General features: G+C 72.8%; 19 protein-coding genes. 8 read left to right on the top strand and 11 right to left on the bottom strand.

The features are described from left to right. The first annotated feature begins 3 nt into the window (after positions 1-3). Entirely contained in the window at positions 4-1494 is a 1491-nt protein-coding gene (locus ACIPSE_RS40315; protein ID WP_401673329.1) for a CoA-acylating methylmalonate-semialdehyde dehydrogenase, read from the top strand. A 118-nt stretch (positions 1495-1612) separates the two neighbouring features. Here ACIPSE_RS40315 and ACIPSE_RS40310 read toward each other — a convergent pair whose 3' ends face one another. Further along, positions 1613-2149 carry a TetR/AcrR family transcriptional regulator gene (locus tag ACIPSE_RS40310; protein WP_401673327.1) on the bottom strand — a complete coding sequence of 179 codons (537 nt, stop codon included), beginning with the start codon at positions 2147-2149 and terminating at the stop codon, positions 1613-1615. 89 nt (positions 2150-2238) lie between these two features. On the opposite strand from ACIPSE_RS40310, the gene ACIPSE_RS40305 reads away from it, so the two are divergent. Together ACIPSE_RS40305 and ACIPSE_RS40300 are read left to right on the top strand one after the other, a co-directional pair. Further along, complete coding sequence (locus ACIPSE_RS40305) at positions 2239-3288, top strand: aldo/keto reductase (RefSeq protein WP_401673325.1); 1050 nt, start codon at positions 2239-2241, stop codon at positions 3286-3288. A 47-nt stretch (positions 3289-3335) separates the two neighbouring features. Beyond that, positions 3336-4370, top strand: coding sequence for an SDR family oxidoreductase (locus ACIPSE_RS40300; protein ID WP_401673323.1), 1035 nt, complete (start codon positions 3336-3338; stop codon positions 4368-4370). 30 nt (positions 4371-4400) lie between these two features. Here ACIPSE_RS40300 and ACIPSE_RS40295 read toward each other — a convergent pair whose 3' ends face one another. Continuing rightward, complete coding sequence (locus ACIPSE_RS40295; protein WP_401673321.1) at positions 4401-5819, bottom strand: DEAD/DEAH box helicase; 1419 nt, start codon at positions 5817-5819, stop codon at positions 4401-4403. A gap of 194 nt (positions 5820-6013) precedes the next feature. Here ACIPSE_RS40295 and ACIPSE_RS40290 point away from each other — a divergent pair, with 194 nt between their 5' ends. Then, entirely contained in the window at positions 6014-6409 is a 396-nt protein-coding gene (locus tag ACIPSE_RS40290; protein WP_401673319.1) for a luciferase family protein, read from the top strand. 23 nt (positions 6410-6432) lie between these two features. Here ACIPSE_RS40290 and paaE read toward each other — a convergent pair whose 3' ends face one another. From paaE to ACIPSE_RS40260, 6 genes are all read right to left on the bottom strand, one after another. Continuing rightward, positions 6433-7545 carry a 1,2-phenylacetyl-CoA epoxidase subunit PaaE gene (paaE, locus tag ACIPSE_RS40285; RefSeq protein WP_401673317.1) on the bottom strand — a complete coding sequence of 371 codons (1113 nt, stop codon included), beginning with the start codon at positions 7543-7545 and terminating at the stop codon, positions 6433-6435. Continuing rightward, the gene (gene paaD, locus ACIPSE_RS40280; protein ID WP_401673313.1) at positions 7545-8009 is read right to left on the bottom strand and encodes a 1,2-phenylacetyl-CoA epoxidase subunit PaaD; all 465 of its coding nucleotides are present in this window, start codon (positions 8007-8009) and stop codon (positions 7545-7547) included. The genes paaE and paaD overlap by 1 nt, the downstream gene beginning before the upstream one ends. 125 nt (positions 8010-8134) lie before the next feature. Beyond that, a complete protein-coding gene (paaC, locus tag ACIPSE_RS40275; protein WP_401673311.1) occupies positions 8135-8962 on the bottom strand; it encodes a 1,2-phenylacetyl-CoA epoxidase subunit PaaC in 828 nt (275 codons plus the stop codon). A gap of 32 nt (positions 8963-8994) precedes the next feature. Then, on the bottom strand, positions 8995-9288 hold the full coding sequence (gene paaB, locus ACIPSE_RS40270; RefSeq protein WP_401673588.1) for a 1,2-phenylacetyl-CoA epoxidase subunit PaaB: 294 nt from the start codon (positions 9286-9288) through the stop codon (positions 8995-8997). Between the two features lie 62 nt (positions 9289-9350). After that, positions 9351-10298 (bottom strand): 1,2-phenylacetyl-CoA epoxidase subunit PaaA, encoded by a 948-nt coding sequence (gene paaA / locus ACIPSE_RS40265; RefSeq protein WP_401673308.1) that lies wholly within the window; start codon positions 10296-10298, stop codon positions 9351-9353. Between the two features lie 86 nt (positions 10299-10384). Continuing rightward, positions 10385-11236, bottom strand: coding sequence for a 3-hydroxyacyl-CoA dehydrogenase family protein (locus ACIPSE_RS40260; protein WP_401673306.1), 852 nt, complete (start codon positions 11234-11236; stop codon positions 10385-10387). Positions 11237-11349: 113 nt separating this feature from the next. Here ACIPSE_RS40260 and paaI point away from each other — a divergent pair, with 113 nt between their 5' ends. After that, positions 11350-11784 (top strand): hydroxyphenylacetyl-CoA thioesterase PaaI, encoded by a 435-nt coding sequence (gene paaI / locus ACIPSE_RS40255; RefSeq protein WP_401673304.1) that lies wholly within the window; start codon positions 11350-11352, stop codon positions 11782-11784. Then, entirely contained in the window at positions 11781-13124 is a 1344-nt protein-coding gene (gene paaK, locus ACIPSE_RS40250) for a phenylacetate--CoA ligase PaaK (RefSeq protein ID WP_401673302.1), read from the top strand. Before paaI ends, paaK begins: the two co-directional genes overlap by 4 nt. 103 nt (positions 13125-13227) lie before the next feature. Here the strand turns inward: paaK and ACIPSE_RS40245 are convergent, their stop codons facing one another. Beyond that, positions 13228-14259, bottom strand: coding sequence for a LacI family DNA-binding transcriptional regulator (locus ACIPSE_RS40245; RefSeq protein ID WP_401673297.1), 1032 nt, complete (start codon positions 14257-14259; stop codon positions 13228-13230). A 135-nt stretch (positions 14260-14394) separates the two neighbouring features. Here ACIPSE_RS40245 and ACIPSE_RS40240 point away from each other — a divergent pair, with 135 nt between their 5' ends. Continuing rightward, on the top strand, positions 14395-15570 hold the full coding sequence (locus ACIPSE_RS40240; RefSeq protein ID WP_401673294.1) for a phytanoyl-CoA dioxygenase family protein: 1176 nt from the start codon (positions 14395-14397) through the stop codon (positions 15568-15570). Between the two features lie 60 nt (positions 15571-15630). Continuing rightward, complete coding sequence (locus ACIPSE_RS40235; protein WP_401673291.1) at positions 15631-16245, top strand: GNAT family N-acetyltransferase; 615 nt, start codon at positions 15631-15633, stop codon at positions 16243-16245. Here the strand turns inward: ACIPSE_RS40235 and ACIPSE_RS40230 are convergent. Then, positions 16242-16859, bottom strand: coding sequence for a TetR/AcrR family transcriptional regulator (locus ACIPSE_RS40230; protein WP_401673289.1), 618 nt, complete (start codon positions 16857-16859; stop codon positions 16242-16244). The genes ACIPSE_RS40235 and ACIPSE_RS40230 overlap by 4 nt on opposite strands. Next, positions 16852-17319, bottom strand: a complete 468-nt coding sequence (locus ACIPSE_RS40225) for a DUF1569 domain-containing protein (protein WP_401673286.1) — start codon at positions 17317-17319, stop codon at positions 16852-16854. The genes ACIPSE_RS40230 and ACIPSE_RS40225 overlap by 8 nt, the downstream gene beginning before the upstream one ends. Positions 17320-17354 lie beyond the last annotated feature (35 nt).

The following is a 17354-nucleotide window of genomic DNA, read 5'->3' as shown; positions in this document are numbered from 1 at the left end:
ACCGTGAACACCATCCCGCACTGGATCAACGGCACTGAGGTCACCGGCGAGAGCACCCAGGCCGTCTACAACCCCGCCACCGGCGCCGAGCAGGCCCGGGTCGTCCTCGGCGGCGGCCCGGAGGTCGACGCCGCCGTGCAGGCCGCGAGCGCCGCGTTCGAGACGTGGGCGGACTCCTCGCTCTCCCAGCGCACGCAGGTCATGTTCGCCTTCCGTCAGCTCCTGGTCGAGCACGAGGAGGAGCTGGGCCGGATCATCTCCGCCGAGCACGGCAAGACCGTGGACGACGCCCGCGGCGAGATCACCCGCGGCCGTGAGGTCGTGGAGTTCGCCTGCGGTCTGGGCGACGTGCTGAAGGGATCCTTCTCCGACCAGGTCTCGCGCGGCGTGGACGTGCACAACTTCCGCCAGCCGCTCGGTGTGGTCGCGGGCATCACCCCGTTCAACTTCCCGGCCATGGTGCCGCTGTGGATGCACCCGATCGCCATCGCGACCGGCAACACCTTCATCCTCAAGCCGTCCGAGCGCGACCCGTCGGCCGCGAACTTCGTCGCCGAGCTGTACCGCAAGGCCGGTCTCCCGGACGGCGTGTTCAACGTGGTCCACGGCGGCAAGGACGCGGTGGACGCCCTCCTGACCCACCCGGGCATCGAGGCCGTCTCCTTCGTCGGCTCCACCCCCATCGCCAAGTACGTCCACGAGCAGGCGACTTCGCACGGCAAGCGGGTGCAGGCGCTCGGTGGCGCGAAGAACCACGCGGTCGTCCTGCCGGACGCGGACCTGGAGTTCGCCGCCAACCACATCACCGCCGGCGCGTACGGCTCGGCCGGTGAGCGCTGCATGGCCGTCTCCGTCGCCGTCGCCGTCGGGGAGGCCGCCGACCAGCTGGTGGAGATCCTCACCCGCAAGGCCCACGAGGTGAAGGTCGGCCCCGGCGACGAGGCCGGCGTCGAGATGGGCCCCCTCGTCACCAAGGCCGCCCAGGAGCGGGTGGAGAACGCGGTCGGCGTCGCCCAGACGCAGGGTGCCACCGTCGTCGTCGACGGCCGCGGCCTGAAGGTCGAGGGGCACGAGGACGGCTTCTTCACCGGCCCGTCCCTCCTCGACCACGTCACCACCGAGATGGAGGCGTACAAGGAGGAGCTGTTCGGCCCGGTCCTCGCGGTCGTCCGCGTGGACACCCTGGACGAGGCGATCGACCTGATCAACGCCAACCCGTACGGCAACGGCACCGCCCTGTTCACCGGCTCCGGCGAGGCGGCCCGCCGCTTCCAGCGCCGTATCCACGTCGGCATGATCGGCATCAACGTGCCGGTCCCGGTGCCGATGTCGTACTACTCCTTCGGCGGCTGGAAGGACTCGCTCATCGGCGACAACCCCATCCACGGCCCCGAGGGCATCCGCTTCTACACCCGTCCGAAGGTGGTCACGACCCGCTGGCCCGAGCCCCGCCAGCAGGTGGCCGCGGGCTTCAACTTCCCCACCTCCAGCTGAATCAGCGCCCGCTCCGGCTGAATCAGGCCCGGCTCCGACGGAGTTGGGACCAGCCTCCACGAGTGCCCGTGGCCCCGGATCATCCGGCGCCGCGGGCACTTCCGTTTCCCCCGCGTGTCTACGGCCGTGCGCGCAGCCCGTCGAGGATCAGACCCAGCATCCGCGGCGCCCGGTCACCGGGGCCCGGTGCGGCCCGCCACAGGGCGCCGGTGAGCTGGAGGAAGTCGCCGGGGTCGGCGTCCTCGCGGAGGGTGCCGTCCGCCTTGCCCGCGTCGAAGAGCAGGGTGAGGGCCGCGATGACGGGGCCGTAGCTCTGCTCGGCGATGGCCTGGTGCGCGCCGGCGCTGAGCGCGTCGCCGAGGCCGTGCTTCTGGCGCATGGCCTCGACCAGGTCGGTCGTCCAGACGCGGAGCGCTTCGAGCGGCGCCAGCTGGGCCAGCAGGTCGGGCACGGCGCCGGTGATACGGGCGACCTCGTCCTCGTAGACGGCGAGGACCAGCGCCTCACGGGTCGGGAAGTTGCGGTACAGGGTGCCCGCCCCGACACCCGCGCGCAGGGCGACCTGGTTCATGGAGGCGCCGCTGTTCTCGGTGAACGCCTCGCGGGCCGCCACGAGGATGCGCGCCCGGTTCTCCCGAGCGTCTGAACGAACCACAGGACCTCACCTTGCCGACTCGGCTTGCTAAGCGGAGAACTCTCCACTACGTTATCCGGAGAGCTCTCCACTTAGTTTAGAGGGGCATCATGCGCTACATCAAGCTGGGCACCACCGGCATGGACGTGTCACCGATCGCGGTCGGCGCGATGACGTACGGCGAGCCCGACCGCGGGCACCCCGTCTGGTCCAAGGGCGAGGAGGAGGCCCGGCCGCTCATCCGGCACGCGCTGGAAGCGGGCATCAACTTCTTCGACACCGCGAACATGTACTCGAACGGCTCCAGCGAGGAGATCCTCGGCCGGGCCCTGAAGGACTTCGCCGACCGCGACGCCGTCGTCGTCGCGACGAAGCTGCGCCATCCGATGCGGCCGGGAGCCAACGGGCGGGGACTGTCCCGCAAGGCGGTCATGACCGAGGTCGAGCACTCGCTGCGCCGCCTCGGCACCGACCACATCGACCTCTACCAGATCCACCGCAACGACCACGACACGCCGTGGGAGGAGACGCTGGAGGCGCTCAACGACGTCGTGAGGTCCGGCAAGGTCCGCTACCTCGGCGCCTCCTCCATGCACGCGTGGGAGTTCGCCAAGGCCCTGCACCTCCAGAAGCAGCACGGCTGGGCCCGGTTCGTGTCCATGCAGGACCACTACAACCTCCTCGCCCGCGAGGAGGAGCGCGAGATGATCCCGCTCTGTCTGGACGAGGGCGTCGGCACCGTCGTCTGGTCGCCGCTGGCCCGGGGCCGCCTCGCCCGCACCTGGGACGACGCCCGCTCGACGGTGCGCTCGGAGACGGACGGCGCCTACGCGGACCAGCTGTACTCACGCGACGTCGAGGCGTCCGACCGGGCGATCGTCGACGCGGTCGGACAGGTCGCCGACGCCCACGGGGTCAGCCGCGCGCAGGTCGCGCTCGCCTGGCTGCGCCGCCAGCCGGTCGTCACGGCACCCCTGGTCGGCGCCGGTTCGACCCGGCAGATCGACGAGGCCGTGGCCTCCCTCGACCTCGACCTCACGGACGACGACGTACGCGCCCTGGAGGCCCCTTACACGCCGCGCCACGACTGGCAGGGCGTCTCCGACGAGGCCGAGATGGAAGCCGTCCGCCGGCGGGTGCCCGGAATGGCCCTCGCGTGAACCCCATCGCATCCACCCCACCCACCGACCGATCCCGGGAGACGGAGATGGCACGCGTACTGGTCACCGGAGGCACCGGTTTCATCGGGAGCCGGTGCGTCCTGGCGCTGCTCGACGCCGGGCACACCGTGCGCACCACGGTGCGTGACCTCGGGCGCGAGCGGGACCTGCGCTCCTGGCTCCACGCCGCCGCCTCGTTCGACGACGACCGGCTCACGGTCGTGCGCGCCGACCTCGAACACGACGAGGGCTGGGACGACGCCGTCGCCGGCTGCGACCACGTCCTGCACGTCGCCTCGCCGACGCTGCGGCACACACCGGCGCACGACGACGAGCTGGTCGTCCCGGCCCGGGAGGGTGTGCTGCGGGTGCTGCGCGCCGCCCGGGACGCCACAGTACGGCGGACCGTCCTGACGAGCGCCTTCGGTGCCGTCGGGATCGGGCATCCGCCGCGTGCGACGCCGTTCACCGAGGAGGACTGGACCGACGTCGACGCCGACATCCCGCCCTACCAGCGCTCCAAGACGCTCGCCGAGCGCGCCGCCTGGCGGTTCGTCGCGGAGGAGGGCGACGGCATGGAGCTGGCGGCGGTCCACCCGGTCGGGGTGCTCGGTCCGCTGCTCGGGCCGGACGACCCGCCGTCGCTGCGGCTCGTGCGCCGCATGCTGGAAGGACGGGTCCCGGCGTGCCCTCCGTTCGGCATGGGCTTCGTCGACGTCCGTGACGTCGCGGATCTGCATCTGCGCGCGATGACGGACCCGGCCGCCGCCGGTGAACGGTTCCTCGCGGTCGCCGGGCACAGCCTGCGCGTCGTGGAGATCGCCCGTGTGCTGCGCGAGCGCCTCGGCGAGCGCGCGGCACAGGCCCCGACCCGTGAGCTGCCCGTGTGGCTGGCCCGCGCGCTGGGCGCCGTCAACCCGGAACTGCGCCTGCTCCGGCACCAGTTGGGCCGGGACCTCGACGCGACCTCCGCCAAGGCGGAACGTCTGCTGGGCTGGCGGGCCCGGCCCATCGAAGACACGATCACGGAGACGGCCGAGAGCCTGCTGGCCCAGGGCATCGGGGCACGACCCGGCCGGTGACCGTCCCCCGCGCGGCGCGTGACGCCGGGCTCAGCCCCCGCGCCGCACCCGCGCCGCCCTGCGGGCCTCGGCGAGCTTGGCGGCCTCGCTGCTCTTGCGGGAGGACCTGCCGCCGGAACCGGAACCGGACCCGGCCCCTGAACCGGAACCGCTCTTCGTCGTGTCCTTGGTGCTGCCCAGACCGCGGAACGGGGCGTTGTGGTTCTTGGGGCGGGACGCGGCGGAAGCGGAGTCGAGCGGCTTGCCGGACGGGACCCTGGCACCCGTGATCCGGCTCAACTCCGCCTCGCCCGACCGCACTTTGGTGACCTTGGGGGCGACACCGGCGTCCGCCAGCACCTGGCTCGTCTCGCGGCGCTGGCCGGACAGGGCGAGGGTCACGACGGTGCCGGAGCGGCCCGCGCGGGCGGTGCGGCCGGCCCGGTGCAGATAGTCCTTGGGGTCGGTGGCCGGGTCGACGTTGACCACCAGGTCGAGGTCCTCGACGTGCAGGCCGCGTGCGGCGACGTTCGTCGCGACCAGCGCGGTGATCTGCCCGTCCTTGAACTGGGCCAGGGTCCGGGTGCGCTGCGGCTGGGCCTTCCCGCTGTGCAGGGCGGCGGCGTGCACGCCGTTGGCCCGCAGATGCCGGGTGAGGAGGTCGACGCCGTGCTTGGTGTCCAGGAACAGCAGGACGCGGCCGTCCCGGGCGGCGATCTCCGTCGTCACGGCGTACCGGTCCGGACCGTGCACGACGAAGACGTGGTGCTCGATCTCGGTGACCGCGCTGGAGGACGGGTCGACGGAGTGGACCGCGGGATCGCGCAGGTAGTCCTGGACGAGCTGGTCGACGTCGCGGTCGAGCGTCGCGGAGAACAGCATCCGCTGCCCGTCGGGGCGGACCTGGTCGAGGAGCTCGGTGACCTGCGGCAGGAACCCCATGTCGCACATCTGGTCGGCCTCGTCCAGCACCGTGATGCGGACCCGGCCCAGTCGGCAGCCCTTGCGTTCGACGAGGTCGTGCAGACGGCCGGGGGTGGCGACGACGATCTCGGCGCCGTCCCGCAGCGCGGCGGCCTGCCGTCCGACGGACACACCGCCCACCACGGTGGCGAGCCGCAGCCGCAGCGCCTCGGCGTACGGGGTGAGCGCCTCGCCGACCTGCTGCGCGAGCTCCCGGGTGGGCACGAGCACGAGGGCCAGCGGCTCCTTGGGCTGCGCGCGCCGTCCCGCGGTACGGGCGAGCATCCCGAGGCCGAAGGCGAGGGTCTTGCCGGAGCCGGTACGGCCGCGGCCCAGGACGTCCCGGCCCGCGAGCGCGTTCGGCAGGGCCGCCGCCTGGACGGGGAAGGGCACCGTCACACCGTGCTCGCCGAGCACGCGCAGCACCTCGGTCGGCAGGCCCAGTTCCGCGAAGGAGGTCGCCGGGGGCAGGACCGGGGTGGCATCGGCACGTGCTGATTCGCTCACAGAGAGCCTTCCTCGGAAGGGGACCGTACCGAGGGAGGCTCGGCGGGGACGGCGGCCACCGGCCGGGACACCTCACGGAGGTCCGGCGCGGCGGCACAGCAAACGACCCACACTAGCACGGGGCGCCGCACCGCCTTCGCAAAGCCGTTCGCCGGCAGCCGGTGACCGAGGAGTGAACTGGGCATGATGGGCCTATGACGATGGCCGAACACGCCTTCACCCACCTAGCGGCGTGGCCGGACCTCACCGAGGTCGCGCCGAGCTGCGGCACGGGCCGGGCCCTCGCGACGGCCCACCGCGAGATCGTCCACTTCCACTCCGACCGTGAGGTGGACCTGCACCTCACGCTGCGCGCCGTCCGGCGGTTCGAGGACCATCTGGCCGCCGCGCGCGCCGTGCGGATGGCGCCGGGTTCGCCGTGGGTGACGGTGCGTCTGGACACCGTCGCGGACGTCCATCTGCTGACCACCCTGGTCACGCTCGCCCTCCAGTCCCACCAGGCACGTCCGGTCGCCGAGGGCGCCCCGGACGGCCCCTGCACCGGTCACCGCAGCGGGGTCCGCCCGAGCGGGCAGTTCAGCGGCGGCTGACGGCGGCGCGCGGGCCCGTCCGCTCAGCTGTCGTAGTCGACCGTCAGCGTCTCCGACACCGGATAGCTCTGGCAGGTCAGGACGTAGCCGGCGTCGACCTCCGCGGGTTCCAGCGCGTAGTTGCGGCGCATGTCCGCCTCACCGAGGGTGATCCGGGCGCGGCAGGTGCCGCAGACGCCGCCCTTGCAGGCGAACGGCAGGTCGGGGCGGACACGGGCCGCCGCGTCGAGGAGCGTGGTGTCGCGGCGCAGCGCGGCGGTGGTGGTGCGGCCGTCGAGGGTGACGGTGACCTGGCTGACGGGGCCGTCGGCCGGCGCGTCCTCGTGCCGTACGGGTTCGATGGGCTCGTCGGCGAAGAAGAGTTCCCGGTGGACGCGTTCGCGGGGGACGCCGAGGCGGGCGAGGACGTCCTGGGCGTCCTCGACCATGCCGTGGGGTCCGCACAGCCACCAGTGGTCGGTCCCGGGGACGTCGACCAGTCCGTCGACGAGGGCGGCGAGCCGGTCGCCGTCGAGCCGCCCGGAGAGGAGTTCGGCCTCGCGGGGCTCGCGGGACAGCACGTGGGCGAGGTGGAAGCGGGTGCGGTGGGCGTCCTTCAGGTCGGCCAGCTCGTCGGCGAACATGACGGTGTCGGTGCGCCGGTTGCCGTAGAGGAGCGTGACGGTGGAGCGGTCGTCGGCGGCGAGGACGGACTCGGCGATGGACCGCATCGGCGTGATGCCCGAGCCCGCCGCGATGAGCACGTGATGGCCCGGCGCGGTGAGGTCGGGGGTGAACGCGCCGGTGGGGGCCATGACGTCGACGGTCTGTCCGGGCCGGACGTCGTGCACGAGCCAGGAGGAGAAGAGCCCGCCGGGGACCTCGCGGACACCGATGCGGGGCGGCGCCCCGGCCGGTGAGCAGATCGAGTACGAGCGGCGCTCGTCGCGTCCGTCGACCTCGCGGCGCAGGGTGAGGGACTGGCCGGGACTGAAGGCGAACTCCTCGGCGAGGTCCTCGGGGATCTCGAAGCCGACGGCGACGGCGTCCTCGCAGAGCCGCTCCACGGTGGCGACCCGCAGGGGGTGGAAGGCCGGCCTGCGGCGACGGGGCGGTGTGGCGGGGGCACCGGCCGTGGTGGCCAACAGCTCCGTCATCAGATCTCCTTGACGTACTCGAACGGCTCCTGGCAGGCACGGCAGCGCCACAGCGCCTTGCAGGAGGTGGCCGCGAAGCGCGAGGTCTCCTCGGTGTCGGGGGACGCGCAGCGCGGGCAGCGGACGGTGCGCGGCGCCGGCGACAGCACGAGCGGCACGGGGCCCGCCGGGCGGCGCGGTGCCGGGTGGGGCGGGGCGATGCCGTGCTCGGCGAGCTTGCGGCGGCCCGCCTCGGTGATCCAGTCGCTGGTCCACGCGGGGTCGAGCACCGTGCGGATCTCGACGCGCGCGAAGCCGGCCTCGCGCAGCCTCGCCGCGACGCCCGCACGCATCTCGGCCATCGCCGGGCAGCCCGAGTAGGTGGGGGTGAGGGAGGCGACGACCGTGCCGTCCGCCTCGACGCTCACGTCCCGCAGGACGCCGAGGTCGGCCAGGGTGAGCATGGGCAGTTCGGGGTCGGGCACCTCGGCGGCGAGGCGCCGGGCCCGCCGGACATCGACCGAGGCCGTGGCCGAAGCCGAAGCCGAAGCCGTGGATGTGGATGTGGATGCGGATGCGGATGCGGATGCAGGTGAGGATGCGGACGTGGTCACCATGTCGCCTCCGGGTGGGCCCGGGCGACGCTCTGCAACTCGGCCAGCAGCGGGGCGAGATGCTCGGTGCGGTCGCCGTCGCGTCCGTTGCCCGGGAGCGCCTCGGCCTCCGGCAGGGGCAGCCCGGCGGCGTCCAGCACCTGGCGGAGGTCGGCGAGGACGGCGTCGCGGGCGTCGTACGCCGCGAAGAGTTCGGGCCAGTAGGGCGCGAGCGCGTCCAGGGCGGCGCGCATCCGGGCGTGGGACTCGTCCGTGCCGTCACCGAGGCGTACGGCCCATTCGGCGGCGTACTGGCGGTGGTAGGCCAGTTCCTTGACGCCCTTGGCCGCGATGGCGGCGAGGACCGGGTCGGGCGCGGAGGACAGTTCGGTGAAGTGCGCGAGGCGCCAGCTGGAGAACACCAGGAGGCGGACGATCGAGAACGCGAAGTCGCCGTTGGGGAGTTCGGTGAGGCGTACGTTGCGGAAGGCGTCCGGGTCGCGGAAGTAGGCGTAGGCGTCCTCGCCCTGGTCCGTGCCGTCGACCTGGCCGCACCGGGCGTACAGGAGGCGGGCCTGGCCGAGCAGATCGAGGCCGATGTTGGCGAGCGCCACCTCCTCCTCCAGCTCGGGCGCCCGGGTGGTCCACTCGGCGAGCCGCTGGGCGCCGATGAGGGCGTCGTCGGCCAACGCCAGGCAGAGCGCGGCGAGTCCGGCCCGGTCCACGCCGTCGGGCACGGTGGTGTCGACGCCGTGCAGGGGGTCCTCGAACCCGGTGCCGTAGGCCCAGCGGGTGTCGTCCTCGTGCCCCTCGGCGAGGGTCATGTAGACGTGGTCGTCGCTCATCGCCGGCGTCTCTCCTCTTCCTGGCCGCGTCTTCAGATGTGCGGGACGTCGTCGGGGATGTCGTAGAACGTGGGGTGCCGGTACACCTTGTCGGCGCTGGGCGCGAAGAAGGGGTCCTTCTCGTCGCGGGTGGAGGCGGCGATGTGCTCGGAGCGGACCGCCCAGATGCTGACGCCTTCGTTGCGCCGCGTGTACAGGTCGCGGGCGTGGGTGAGGGCCATCTGGTCGTCGGCGGCGTGCAGGGAGCCGACGTGGACGTGGTTGAGGCCGCGCTTGCCGCGCACGAACACCTCGTACAGGGGCCAGTTGGCGGGGCCGCGGTGCACGCCGTGCTCGGTGCCGTGCTCGGGGGCGGCGCCCCGGGTGGTGTCGCCTGCGGTGGGGTCGGTCATACCGCCGTCTCCTTACGGGCTCGGGCCGCCTGCTTGGCGGCATGGACGCCGGCCGCCTCGCGGACCCAGGCGCCGTCCTCGTGGGCGCTGCGGCGGCGTTCGGTGCGCTGGGCGTTGCAGGGGCCGTCGCCGCTGATCACGCGCTTGAGTTCGGTGAAGTCGGGGGTGCCGAAGTCGTGGTGGCCGCGCTCCTCGTTCCAGCGCAGGTCCGGGTCGGGGAGGGTGACGCCGAGCTTGGCGGCCTGGGGGACGGTCATGTCGACGAAGCGCTGACGGAGTTCGTCGTTGCTGTGCCGTTTGATCTTCCAGGCCATGGACCGGGCGGAGTTGGGCGAGTCGTCGTCGGGCGGGCCGAACATCATGAGGGAGGGCCACCACCAGCGGTTCACCGCGTCCTGGACCATCTCGCGCTGGGCCTCGGTACCGCGCGTCATCGTCATCAGCAGTTCGTAGCCCTGCCGTTGGTGGAAGGACTCCTCCTTGCAGATGCGGACCATGGCGCGCGCGTAGGGGCCGTACGAACTGCGGCACAGCGGCACCTGGTTGCAGATGGCCGCGCCGTCCACGAACCAGCCGATGACGCCGACGTCGGCGAAGGTGGGCGTCGGGTAGTTGAAGATCGACGAGTACTTCTGGCGTCCTTCGACCAGGCGCTGGGTGAGGTCCGCGCGGTCGGCGCCGAGGGTCTCGGCGGCCGAGTACAGGTACAGCCCGTGGCCGGCCTCGTCCTGGACCTTGGCGAAGAGGATCGCCTTGCGGCGCAGCGAGGGCGCGCGGGTGATCCACTCCCCTTCGGGCTGCATGCCGATGATCTCGGAGTGCGCGTGCTGGGCGATCTGCCGGATCAGCGTCTTGCGGTACCCCTCGGGCATCCAGTCGCGCGGCTCGATGCGCTGGTCGCGCGCGATGGTCGCCTCGAAGGAGGACTCCAGTGCTTCCGTCACCCCTACCACCCTTCCCGCTGCCCCAACCGACCATTCGTTCGGTCCATAGTACGACGATCCCCCGCCACCCTGGCAAGCCCTGGACCTCACCAGGTGTGGAACCCCTGTCCGCTCTTGCGGCCCAGTTCGCCGCGCGCGACCTTCTCGCGCAGCAGGCGCGGCGGGGCGAAGCGCTCACCGAGGGTGGCGTGCAGGTACTCGGCGATGGCGAGCCGGACGTCCAGGCCCACCAGGTCGGTGAGCCGCAGCGGCCCCATGGGGTGCTTGTAGCCGAGCCGCATCGCGTCGTCGATGGCCCCGGGCTCGGCGACGCCCTCCTCGACCATCCGGATCGCCTCCAGGCCGAGCGCGAGACCGAGCCGGCTGCTGGCGAATCCCGGCGAGTCCCGGACGACGACGTCCTGCTTGCCCAGCGCCTCGGTCCAGGCGAGGGCCGACGCGACGGTGTCCGGGGCGGTGCCGGGGGCGACGACGATCTCGACCAGCTCCGAGGCGGGCACCGGGTTGAAGAAGTGCATCCCGAGGAAGCGTTCCGGGCGCCGGAGCACGGCGGCGAGGTCGGTGACCGACAGGGAGCTGGTGTTGGTGGCGAGGACGGCCGTGTCGCCGACCGCGGCCTCGGCCTCGGCCAGCAGCCGCGCCTTGAGACCGGCGTCCTCGGGCACGGCCTCCACGACCAGCTCGACACCGGCCGGCAGGTCCTCCGCCCGGGCCACGGCGGCGACCCTGCGCGCCACCGTCGCGGCGGGCTCGTCCAGGTGGCCCCGCTCCCCCGCCCGCGCGAGGCTCGCGCCGATCCGCTCCAGGGCGGCGGCAGCGGCCTCCTGCCCGCTCTCCACCACGACCACGGCGGAACCGGCCGTCGCGAAGGACTGGGCGATGCCCGCGCCCATGCGACCGCCGCCGATCACCGCGACCGTCCTCGGTACCGACGCCATATCCGACTCCTCGATCTCGACAGGGGCGACCCTTGACAGGCGGGTGCCCTGCTGGATTACTTGACCGTGCCGCACGCTAACCGAATGTTCGGTCGGTCCACAAGGTGGTGGAAATGACGCCCGAGGCCCCCTGCCCGACGCGCTCCCCCGTCGAGGCGATGTTCGCCGCCGACGAGGCCTCGCGAGGACTGGGCATCGAGTTGCTGGAGCACGGCGAAGGGACCGCCGTGCTCCGGATGACCGTGACCGCCGCACAGGTGAACGGGCACGGGATCGCCCACGGTGGCTTCGTGTTCCTGCTCGCCGACTCGGCCTTCGCCTGCGCCTGCAACAGCCACGGTCCGGTGACCGTGGCGGCGGGCGCCGACGTCGAGTTCGTCGCCCCGGCCCACGAGGGCGACGTCCTGGTGGCCACCGCGCGGGAGCGCACCCGGTTCGGACGCAGCGGCATCTACGACGTGACGGTCGTGCGCGGCGACGAGGTGATCGCGGAGTTCCGCGGCCGCAGTCGCACCCTGCGCAGCACGCGAGACGAGGAGCCGCGATGAGCAGCGAAGTGACCGGACCCCAGGGAGCCCGCCGGGGAGAGCCGCTCCCCGAGGCCCTGCTGGACGACACCGAGCGGATGTCACGCGAGGAGGTCAGGTCGCTCCAGCTCACCCGGCTGCGCGCCACGCTGCGGCACGCGTACGACAACGTCGAGCTGTACCGGAAGAAGTTCGACGCGGCGGGCGTGCGCCCCGAGGACTGCGCGTCGCTGGAGGACCTCGCCCGGTTCCCCTTCACCACCAAGGCCGATCTGCGCGAGACGTACCCGTTCGGGATGTTCGCCGTGCCGATGGACCAGGTGCGGCGGCTGCACGCGTCCAGCGGCACGACGGGCCGTCCGACGGTGGTCGGGTACACCGAGGGCGACCTGTCGATGTGGTCGGACGTGGTGGCCCGGTCGATCCGCGCGGCCGGCGGCCGTCCCGGTCACAAGGTCCATGTGTCGTACGGCTACGGCCTGTTCACCGGCGGGCTCGGCGCGCACTACGGCGCCGAACGGGCCGGGTGCACGGTGATCCCCGCGTCCGGCGGGATGACCGCGCGCCAGGTGCAGATCATCCAGGACTTCCACCCCGAGATCATCATGGTGACGCCGTCCTACATGCTCACCCTGCTCGACGAGTTCGAGAAACAGGGCGTCGACCCCCGCTCCACCTCCCTGAAGGTGGGCATCTTCGGCGCGGAGCCCTGGACGGAGGAGATGCGCCGGGAGATCGAGGAGCGTCTCGACATCCACGCCGTCGACATATACGGGCTGTCGGAGGTGATCGGCCCCGGGGTCGCGCAGGAGTGCGTGGAGACCAAGGACGGCCTCCACGTGTGGGAGGACCACTTCTTGCCGGAAGTGGTGGATCCGCTCGGGGAGGAGGCCCTGCCCGACGGCGAGAGCGGTGAGCTGGTGTTCACCTCCCTCACCAAGGAGGCGCTGCCGATCATCCGTTACCGCACGCGGGACCTGACCCGGCTGCTGCCGGGCACGGCGCGGCCCGGGTTCCGCCGGATCGAGAAGATCACCGGACGCAGCGACGACATGATCATCCTGCGCGGGGTGAACGTCTTCCCGAGCCAGATCGAGGAGATCGTGCTGCGCACCCCGGCGGTCGCGCCCCACTTCCAGATCCGGATCGGCCGGCGCGGGCGCATGGACCACATGACGGTCCTCGTGGAGACGCGCCCCGGCAGCGGGCCCGAGCAGCGCGCGGAGGCCGCGCGGGCCATCGGGCAGGGCGTCAAGGACGGCGTCGGCGTCAGCGTCGAGGTGGAGATCGTCGAACCGGAGACCCTGGAGCGGTCGTTGGGCAAACTGAAGCGCGTGAAGGACACCCGCACCACCTCCTGAACCCGCACCACTTCCTGAACCCGCGCCGCCTCCCGGACCCGCGCCGGTCCGGGTCGGCGTCCTGCCGGGTCCGCGTCCTGCCGGGTCCGCCGCCTCGTTCGTCTCACCCGCCCGCCTCCGGAGGCATGTTGAACGGGGTGACGACCTGGATCGCCGACGGCAGGGTGGGGCCGTCGTCCGGCAGGGCCCGGTGGGCGCGCATCACGGTCTGGCAGGCGCGGCGCACGTCGTGGCGCAGGTCGTGGTGGAGCACGGCGGAGAGCCGGCCCTCACGCAGCAGCCGTACGTTGTCGTGGTCGAGGTCGTGGGCGATGAACACCGCGCATTCCCGGCCGAGTTCGGCGAACGCGTCCAGGGTCGCGAGGTTGCCGCCGCCCATCGAGTAGACGGCGACGATCCCCTCGTCCCGGCGCAGCGCCTCCAGGACGAGGTCGCGCTGGGTGCTGTCGAGGCCGTCGGCGTCGGTGACCTCGACCAGTTCACGCCGCGGGAAGGTGCCGCGCAGGGCGCTGCGCAGACCCATGTCGCGCTCCTCCTCACCGCGGAAGGAGCCGCGGCTGATGGTGGTGAGCAGATGCCCGGGGCGGTCGCCGAGCCACTGCTGGAGGAGATAGGCGGCGGTGGTGCCCGCGGCCCGGTTGTCGATGCCGACGTACGCGAGGCGCGCGCTGCCCGGCAGGTCGGTGACGAGCGTGACGACGGGCACCCCGGCGGCGGCGAGCCGGCCGACGGCCGCGGTGATCTCGGGGACGTCCGGGGCCTTGAGAAGGACGCCCTGCGTGCCACGCGCCGCGATCCGGTCGAGCGTGGCGGCGAGGTCGGCGGCCGTCCCGGTCTCCCGGAAGTGGAACCGGGAGCGGACCACCGCCGGGTGCAGGGACGGCAGTTCGGCCTCCAGGGCGTCCCGGACGGCCGTGGAGAAGCGCTCGGGCGCCTGCATCACTATGTCGATCATGAAGGTGCGGCCCGCGATGCGTACCTGGGTGCGCTGCCGGTCGAGGTCCTCGATCGCCTGGCGGACCTCCCGGACCGTGGTCTCGCGCACCCCGCCCCGGCTGTTGAGGACCCGGTCGACGGTGGCCGTGCTGAGCCCGGCCTGACGGGCGATCTCCCGGATCGGATAGGGGTGCGGCATGGTCGGTTCCTCACGGTCGGGCAGCGGTTCGGACCAGGGATACGGTGATGCGTTTTTGATGGATCCCTGAGGCTTGAATGAGGGATTTCCTGCCAGAAGACTGACAGAAAGGCGCTGGCTGCGAAAGGACCCGCGATGAACCCCGGCACAGCACGGACCTGGCTCACCGATCAGGACTGCGACCTCGACGCGTTCCGCGCGCTGGTCGAACGGCCCACGGACCCGGCGGCCCTCCCCTCGGCCGACCGGGTGGAGCAGGGCGTACCGCTCTACGACGGCGAACGGCTCCGTTCCCTGACCGCCTCCCCCGAGGGCCGCCGCGCGGTGCAGGGCGAGCTGGTGCGCGCGCTGCTGGACGGTCCCGGGATCGTGGTGTTCAAGGGCGCGTTCACGGACCCGGCGCTGGTGGACCGGGCCTCCGACGCCTTCCGGGAGCTGATCGAGGAGGAGCGCGCCGCGGGTGTCTCGCGCGGCGACCACTTCGCCCGGCCCGGCGCCAACGACCGGGTGTGGAACGCCCTGGACAAGGTGGCGCTGCGCGCCCCGGAGGTGTTCGCCGACTACTACGCCAACGACCTCCTCGCGCTGGTCGCCGAGGCCTGGCTCGGCCCCGCCTACCAGGTGACCTCGCAGGTCAACGTCGTCAACCCGGGCGGTGCCGCGCAGAGCGTGCACCGCGACTACCACCTCGGGTTCCTGTCGCGGTCGCGGGCGGCGGCCTATCCGGCCCATGTCCACCGGCTGTCCCCGGTGCTGACGCTCCAGGGCGCGGTGGCCCACTGCGACATGCCCGTGGAGTCGGGGCCGACGCTGTACCTGCCGCACTCGCAGAAGTTCGAGCCGGGCTATCTCGCCTGGCGGCTGCCCGAGTTCGTCGAGTACTTCGACGCCCATCACGTCCAGCTCCCCCTGGAGAAGGGCGACGCGGCCTTCTTCAACCCCGCGCTGTTCCACGCCGCCGGGCACAACCGCTCGGCGGACATCCGGCGCATGGCCAATCTGCTCCAGATCTCGTCCGCGTTCGGGCGGGCCATGGAGACGGTGGACCGGGAGGCGATGGCGAACGCGCTCTTCCCGGTGCTGCTGGAGCGCAGGGCCGGCGGTGCCTCCGAGGACTGGCTGCGCCGGGTGGTCGCCGCGACCGCCGAGGGCTACCCCTTCCCCACGGACCTGGACCTCGACCCGCCGGTGGACGGGCTCGCCCCGCCGTCCCAGGCGGACACGCTGTGGCAGGCGGTCACCGAGGGCTGGGAACCGGCGCTGCTGCGCCAGGAGTTGACGACCTGGGCCAAGCGGCGGGGCGGAGTGTGATGTCCTGATCCGTGCCACCGGCACGGAACGACCGGGCAGCGCCCCGGGGAGTGGAGCAACGTGACAGCGTTCGACGGCGTCGTCCGGCCCGCCGCCACCGCGGACATGAGGGCCGTGGCCGACATCTACACGCACTACGTCCGCCACACCGTGGCCACCTTCGAGGAGACCCCGCCGGCCGTCGCCGACTGGGAGCGGAAGCTGGGCGACCTCGCGGGCCGCCGGCTGCCGTTCCTCGTCGCGGAGCTGTCGGGGCGGGTGGTGGGCTTCGCGTACGCGTCACCGTGGCGCCCCAAGCCGGCGTACCGGTACACGGTGGAGGACACGGTCTACCTGACACCCGAGGCCGCCGGCCGGGGTCTGGGCTCGGCGCTCCTGGAGGCCGTCATCGCCCGGTGCGCCGAGGCCGGGGTACGGCGGATGATCTCCGTGGTCGCGGACACCGGCAGCGAGGCCTCCCTCGCCCTGCACCGCCGCCTCGGCTTCACGGACGCCGGGCATCTGGCCGACGTCGGCTTCAAGCACGGCCGCTGGGTCGGCACGTTCCTGCTCCAGCGGACGCTGGAGCAGGGACCGGCGGATCAGGGTCAGGGGGAACCGGGCCCGGCGAACCAGGGTCAGGGAGAACCGAGCCCGGCGAACCAGGGTCCGGCGGACGGGACGGGCAGGCCCTAGCCGGTTCCCTTCGCGCCCATCGCGCGCATCACGAACGGCAGCAGGCGGTCCGCCGCCGCCGTCGCCTCGTCCACCGGGACATGGTCCGGTGGCACGGGGGCCAGGGTGAAGAGGCTGACGACCGGCCCTATCACCAGGTCGCCCACCAGGTCGCTGTCGGCCAAGGGCGCGATGTCGCCGCGGGCCACGGCCCGGCGCACGATGTCGTCCACCCGGCGGCGGACCGGCTTCATGAGGGCGTCGGTGAGCGACACGGCCAAGGCGTCGTTGTGGGCGGCCTCGCCGATGAGCGTGCGGATGAGCTGGCCGCTGGTGCCGGTGAGCGCGACGGCCTTGTCCCGCAGCAGATCGCGCAGGTCGCCTTCGAGGGAGCCGGTGTCGGGATGGTCGCCCAGGTCCCCGGCGTAGGCGGAGACGGCGGCGATCACCAGCTCCTCCTTGGACGACCACCGGCGGTACAGGGTGGCCGTGGAGACCCCGGCCCGCGCGGCGACCGTGGCGGTGGTGAGCCCGCCGTAGCCGCTCTCGGCCAGGACGGCGAGCGTGGCCTCCAGCAGGGCCCGGTCGCGGGCGGCGTCACGGGGGCGGCCCCGGTGGGGCGCGGACTCAGGCACGGGCGGCTCCCGGCAGGTGCTCGGCGAGATGCAGGGCGTGCAGCCGCTCGTACTCCTCGTGGGTGCACCGGCCGTACGCCGGGTGGGGCGCGTGCTCGCCGGTGTGTGCCGTGAACAGCGCGATCGCCTCCTCCAGTTCGGTGAGCGCCGCCTCCGTCGGGAGGTGCGGGTCCAGTGGCGGGGCCCCCGCGATCTCCGCGTCGAGCGGGTGCCGCATCGCGCCGCGGCGCAGGAAGACCCGCTTGGCCAGCGCGCCGGCCGTCAGCCGGAACAGGACGGGCCTGAGGCGGGGGTAGCCGGTGACCGAGCAGCGCACGGTCTGCGCGCAGTGCTGGAGCGTCTGGGAGAGGTTCCAGGGGCCGCCGGGGACCGGCAGGTCACGCTCGGGGTCGTCGAGGAGGCCGCGGAGCGCGGCGGCGGTGTCCGGGAGCCGTACTGCTGGGCGGGCGGGCGAACTCATGGGCCCCAGATTACTCGATTACCGAAACGAAAAGC

It is taken from the genome of Streptomyces sp. NPDC090106, from assembly GCF_044747265.1.
Taxonomy (GTDB): Bacteria; Actinomycetota; Actinomycetes; order Streptomycetales; family Streptomycetaceae; genus Streptomyces.
This window is presented reverse-complemented; position numbering and strand designations above follow the sequence as displayed.

Bases quoted from the DNA above. Each gene is read 5' to 3' on its own strand.
- ACIPSE_RS40305 (WP_401673325.1), top strand. From the start codon at position 2,239: ATGCGCTACATCAAGCTGGGCACCACCGGCATGGACGTGTCACCGATC.
- ACIPSE_RS40300 (WP_401673323.1), top strand. From the start codon at position 3,336: ATGGCACGCGTACTGGTCACCGGAGGCACCGGTTTCATCGGGAGCCGG.
- ACIPSE_RS40290 (WP_401673319.1), top strand. From the start codon at position 6,014: ATGACGATGGCCGAACACGCCTTCACCCACCTAGCGGCGTGGCCGGAC.
- paaE (WP_401673317.1), bottom strand. From the start codon at position 7,545: ATGACGGAGCTGTTGGCCACCACGGCCGGTGCCCCCGCCACACCGCCC.
- paaC (WP_401673311.1), bottom strand. From the start codon at position 8,962: ATGAGCGACGACCACGTCTACATGACCCTCGCCGAGGGGCACGAGGAC.
- ACIPSE_RS40260 (WP_401673306.1), bottom strand. From the start codon at position 11,236: ATGGCGTCGGTACCGAGGACGGTCGCGGTGATCGGCGGCGGTCGCATG.
- paaI (WP_401673304.1), top strand. From the start codon at position 11,350: ATGACGCCCGAGGCCCCCTGCCCGACGCGCTCCCCCGTCGAGGCGATG.
- paaK (WP_401673302.1), top strand. From the start codon at position 11,781: ATGAGCAGCGAAGTGACCGGACCCCAGGGAGCCCGCCGGGGAGAGCCG.
- ACIPSE_RS40245 (WP_401673297.1), bottom strand. From the start codon at position 14,259: ATGCCGCACCCCTATCCGATCCGGGAGATCGCCCGTCAGGCCGGGCTC.
- ACIPSE_RS40240 (WP_401673294.1), top strand. From the start codon at position 14,395: ATGAACCCCGGCACAGCACGGACCTGGCTCACCGATCAGGACTGCGAC.
- ACIPSE_RS40225 (WP_401673286.1), bottom strand. From the start codon at position 17,319: ATGAGTTCGCCCGCCCGCCCAGCAGTACGGCTCCCGGACACCGCCGCC.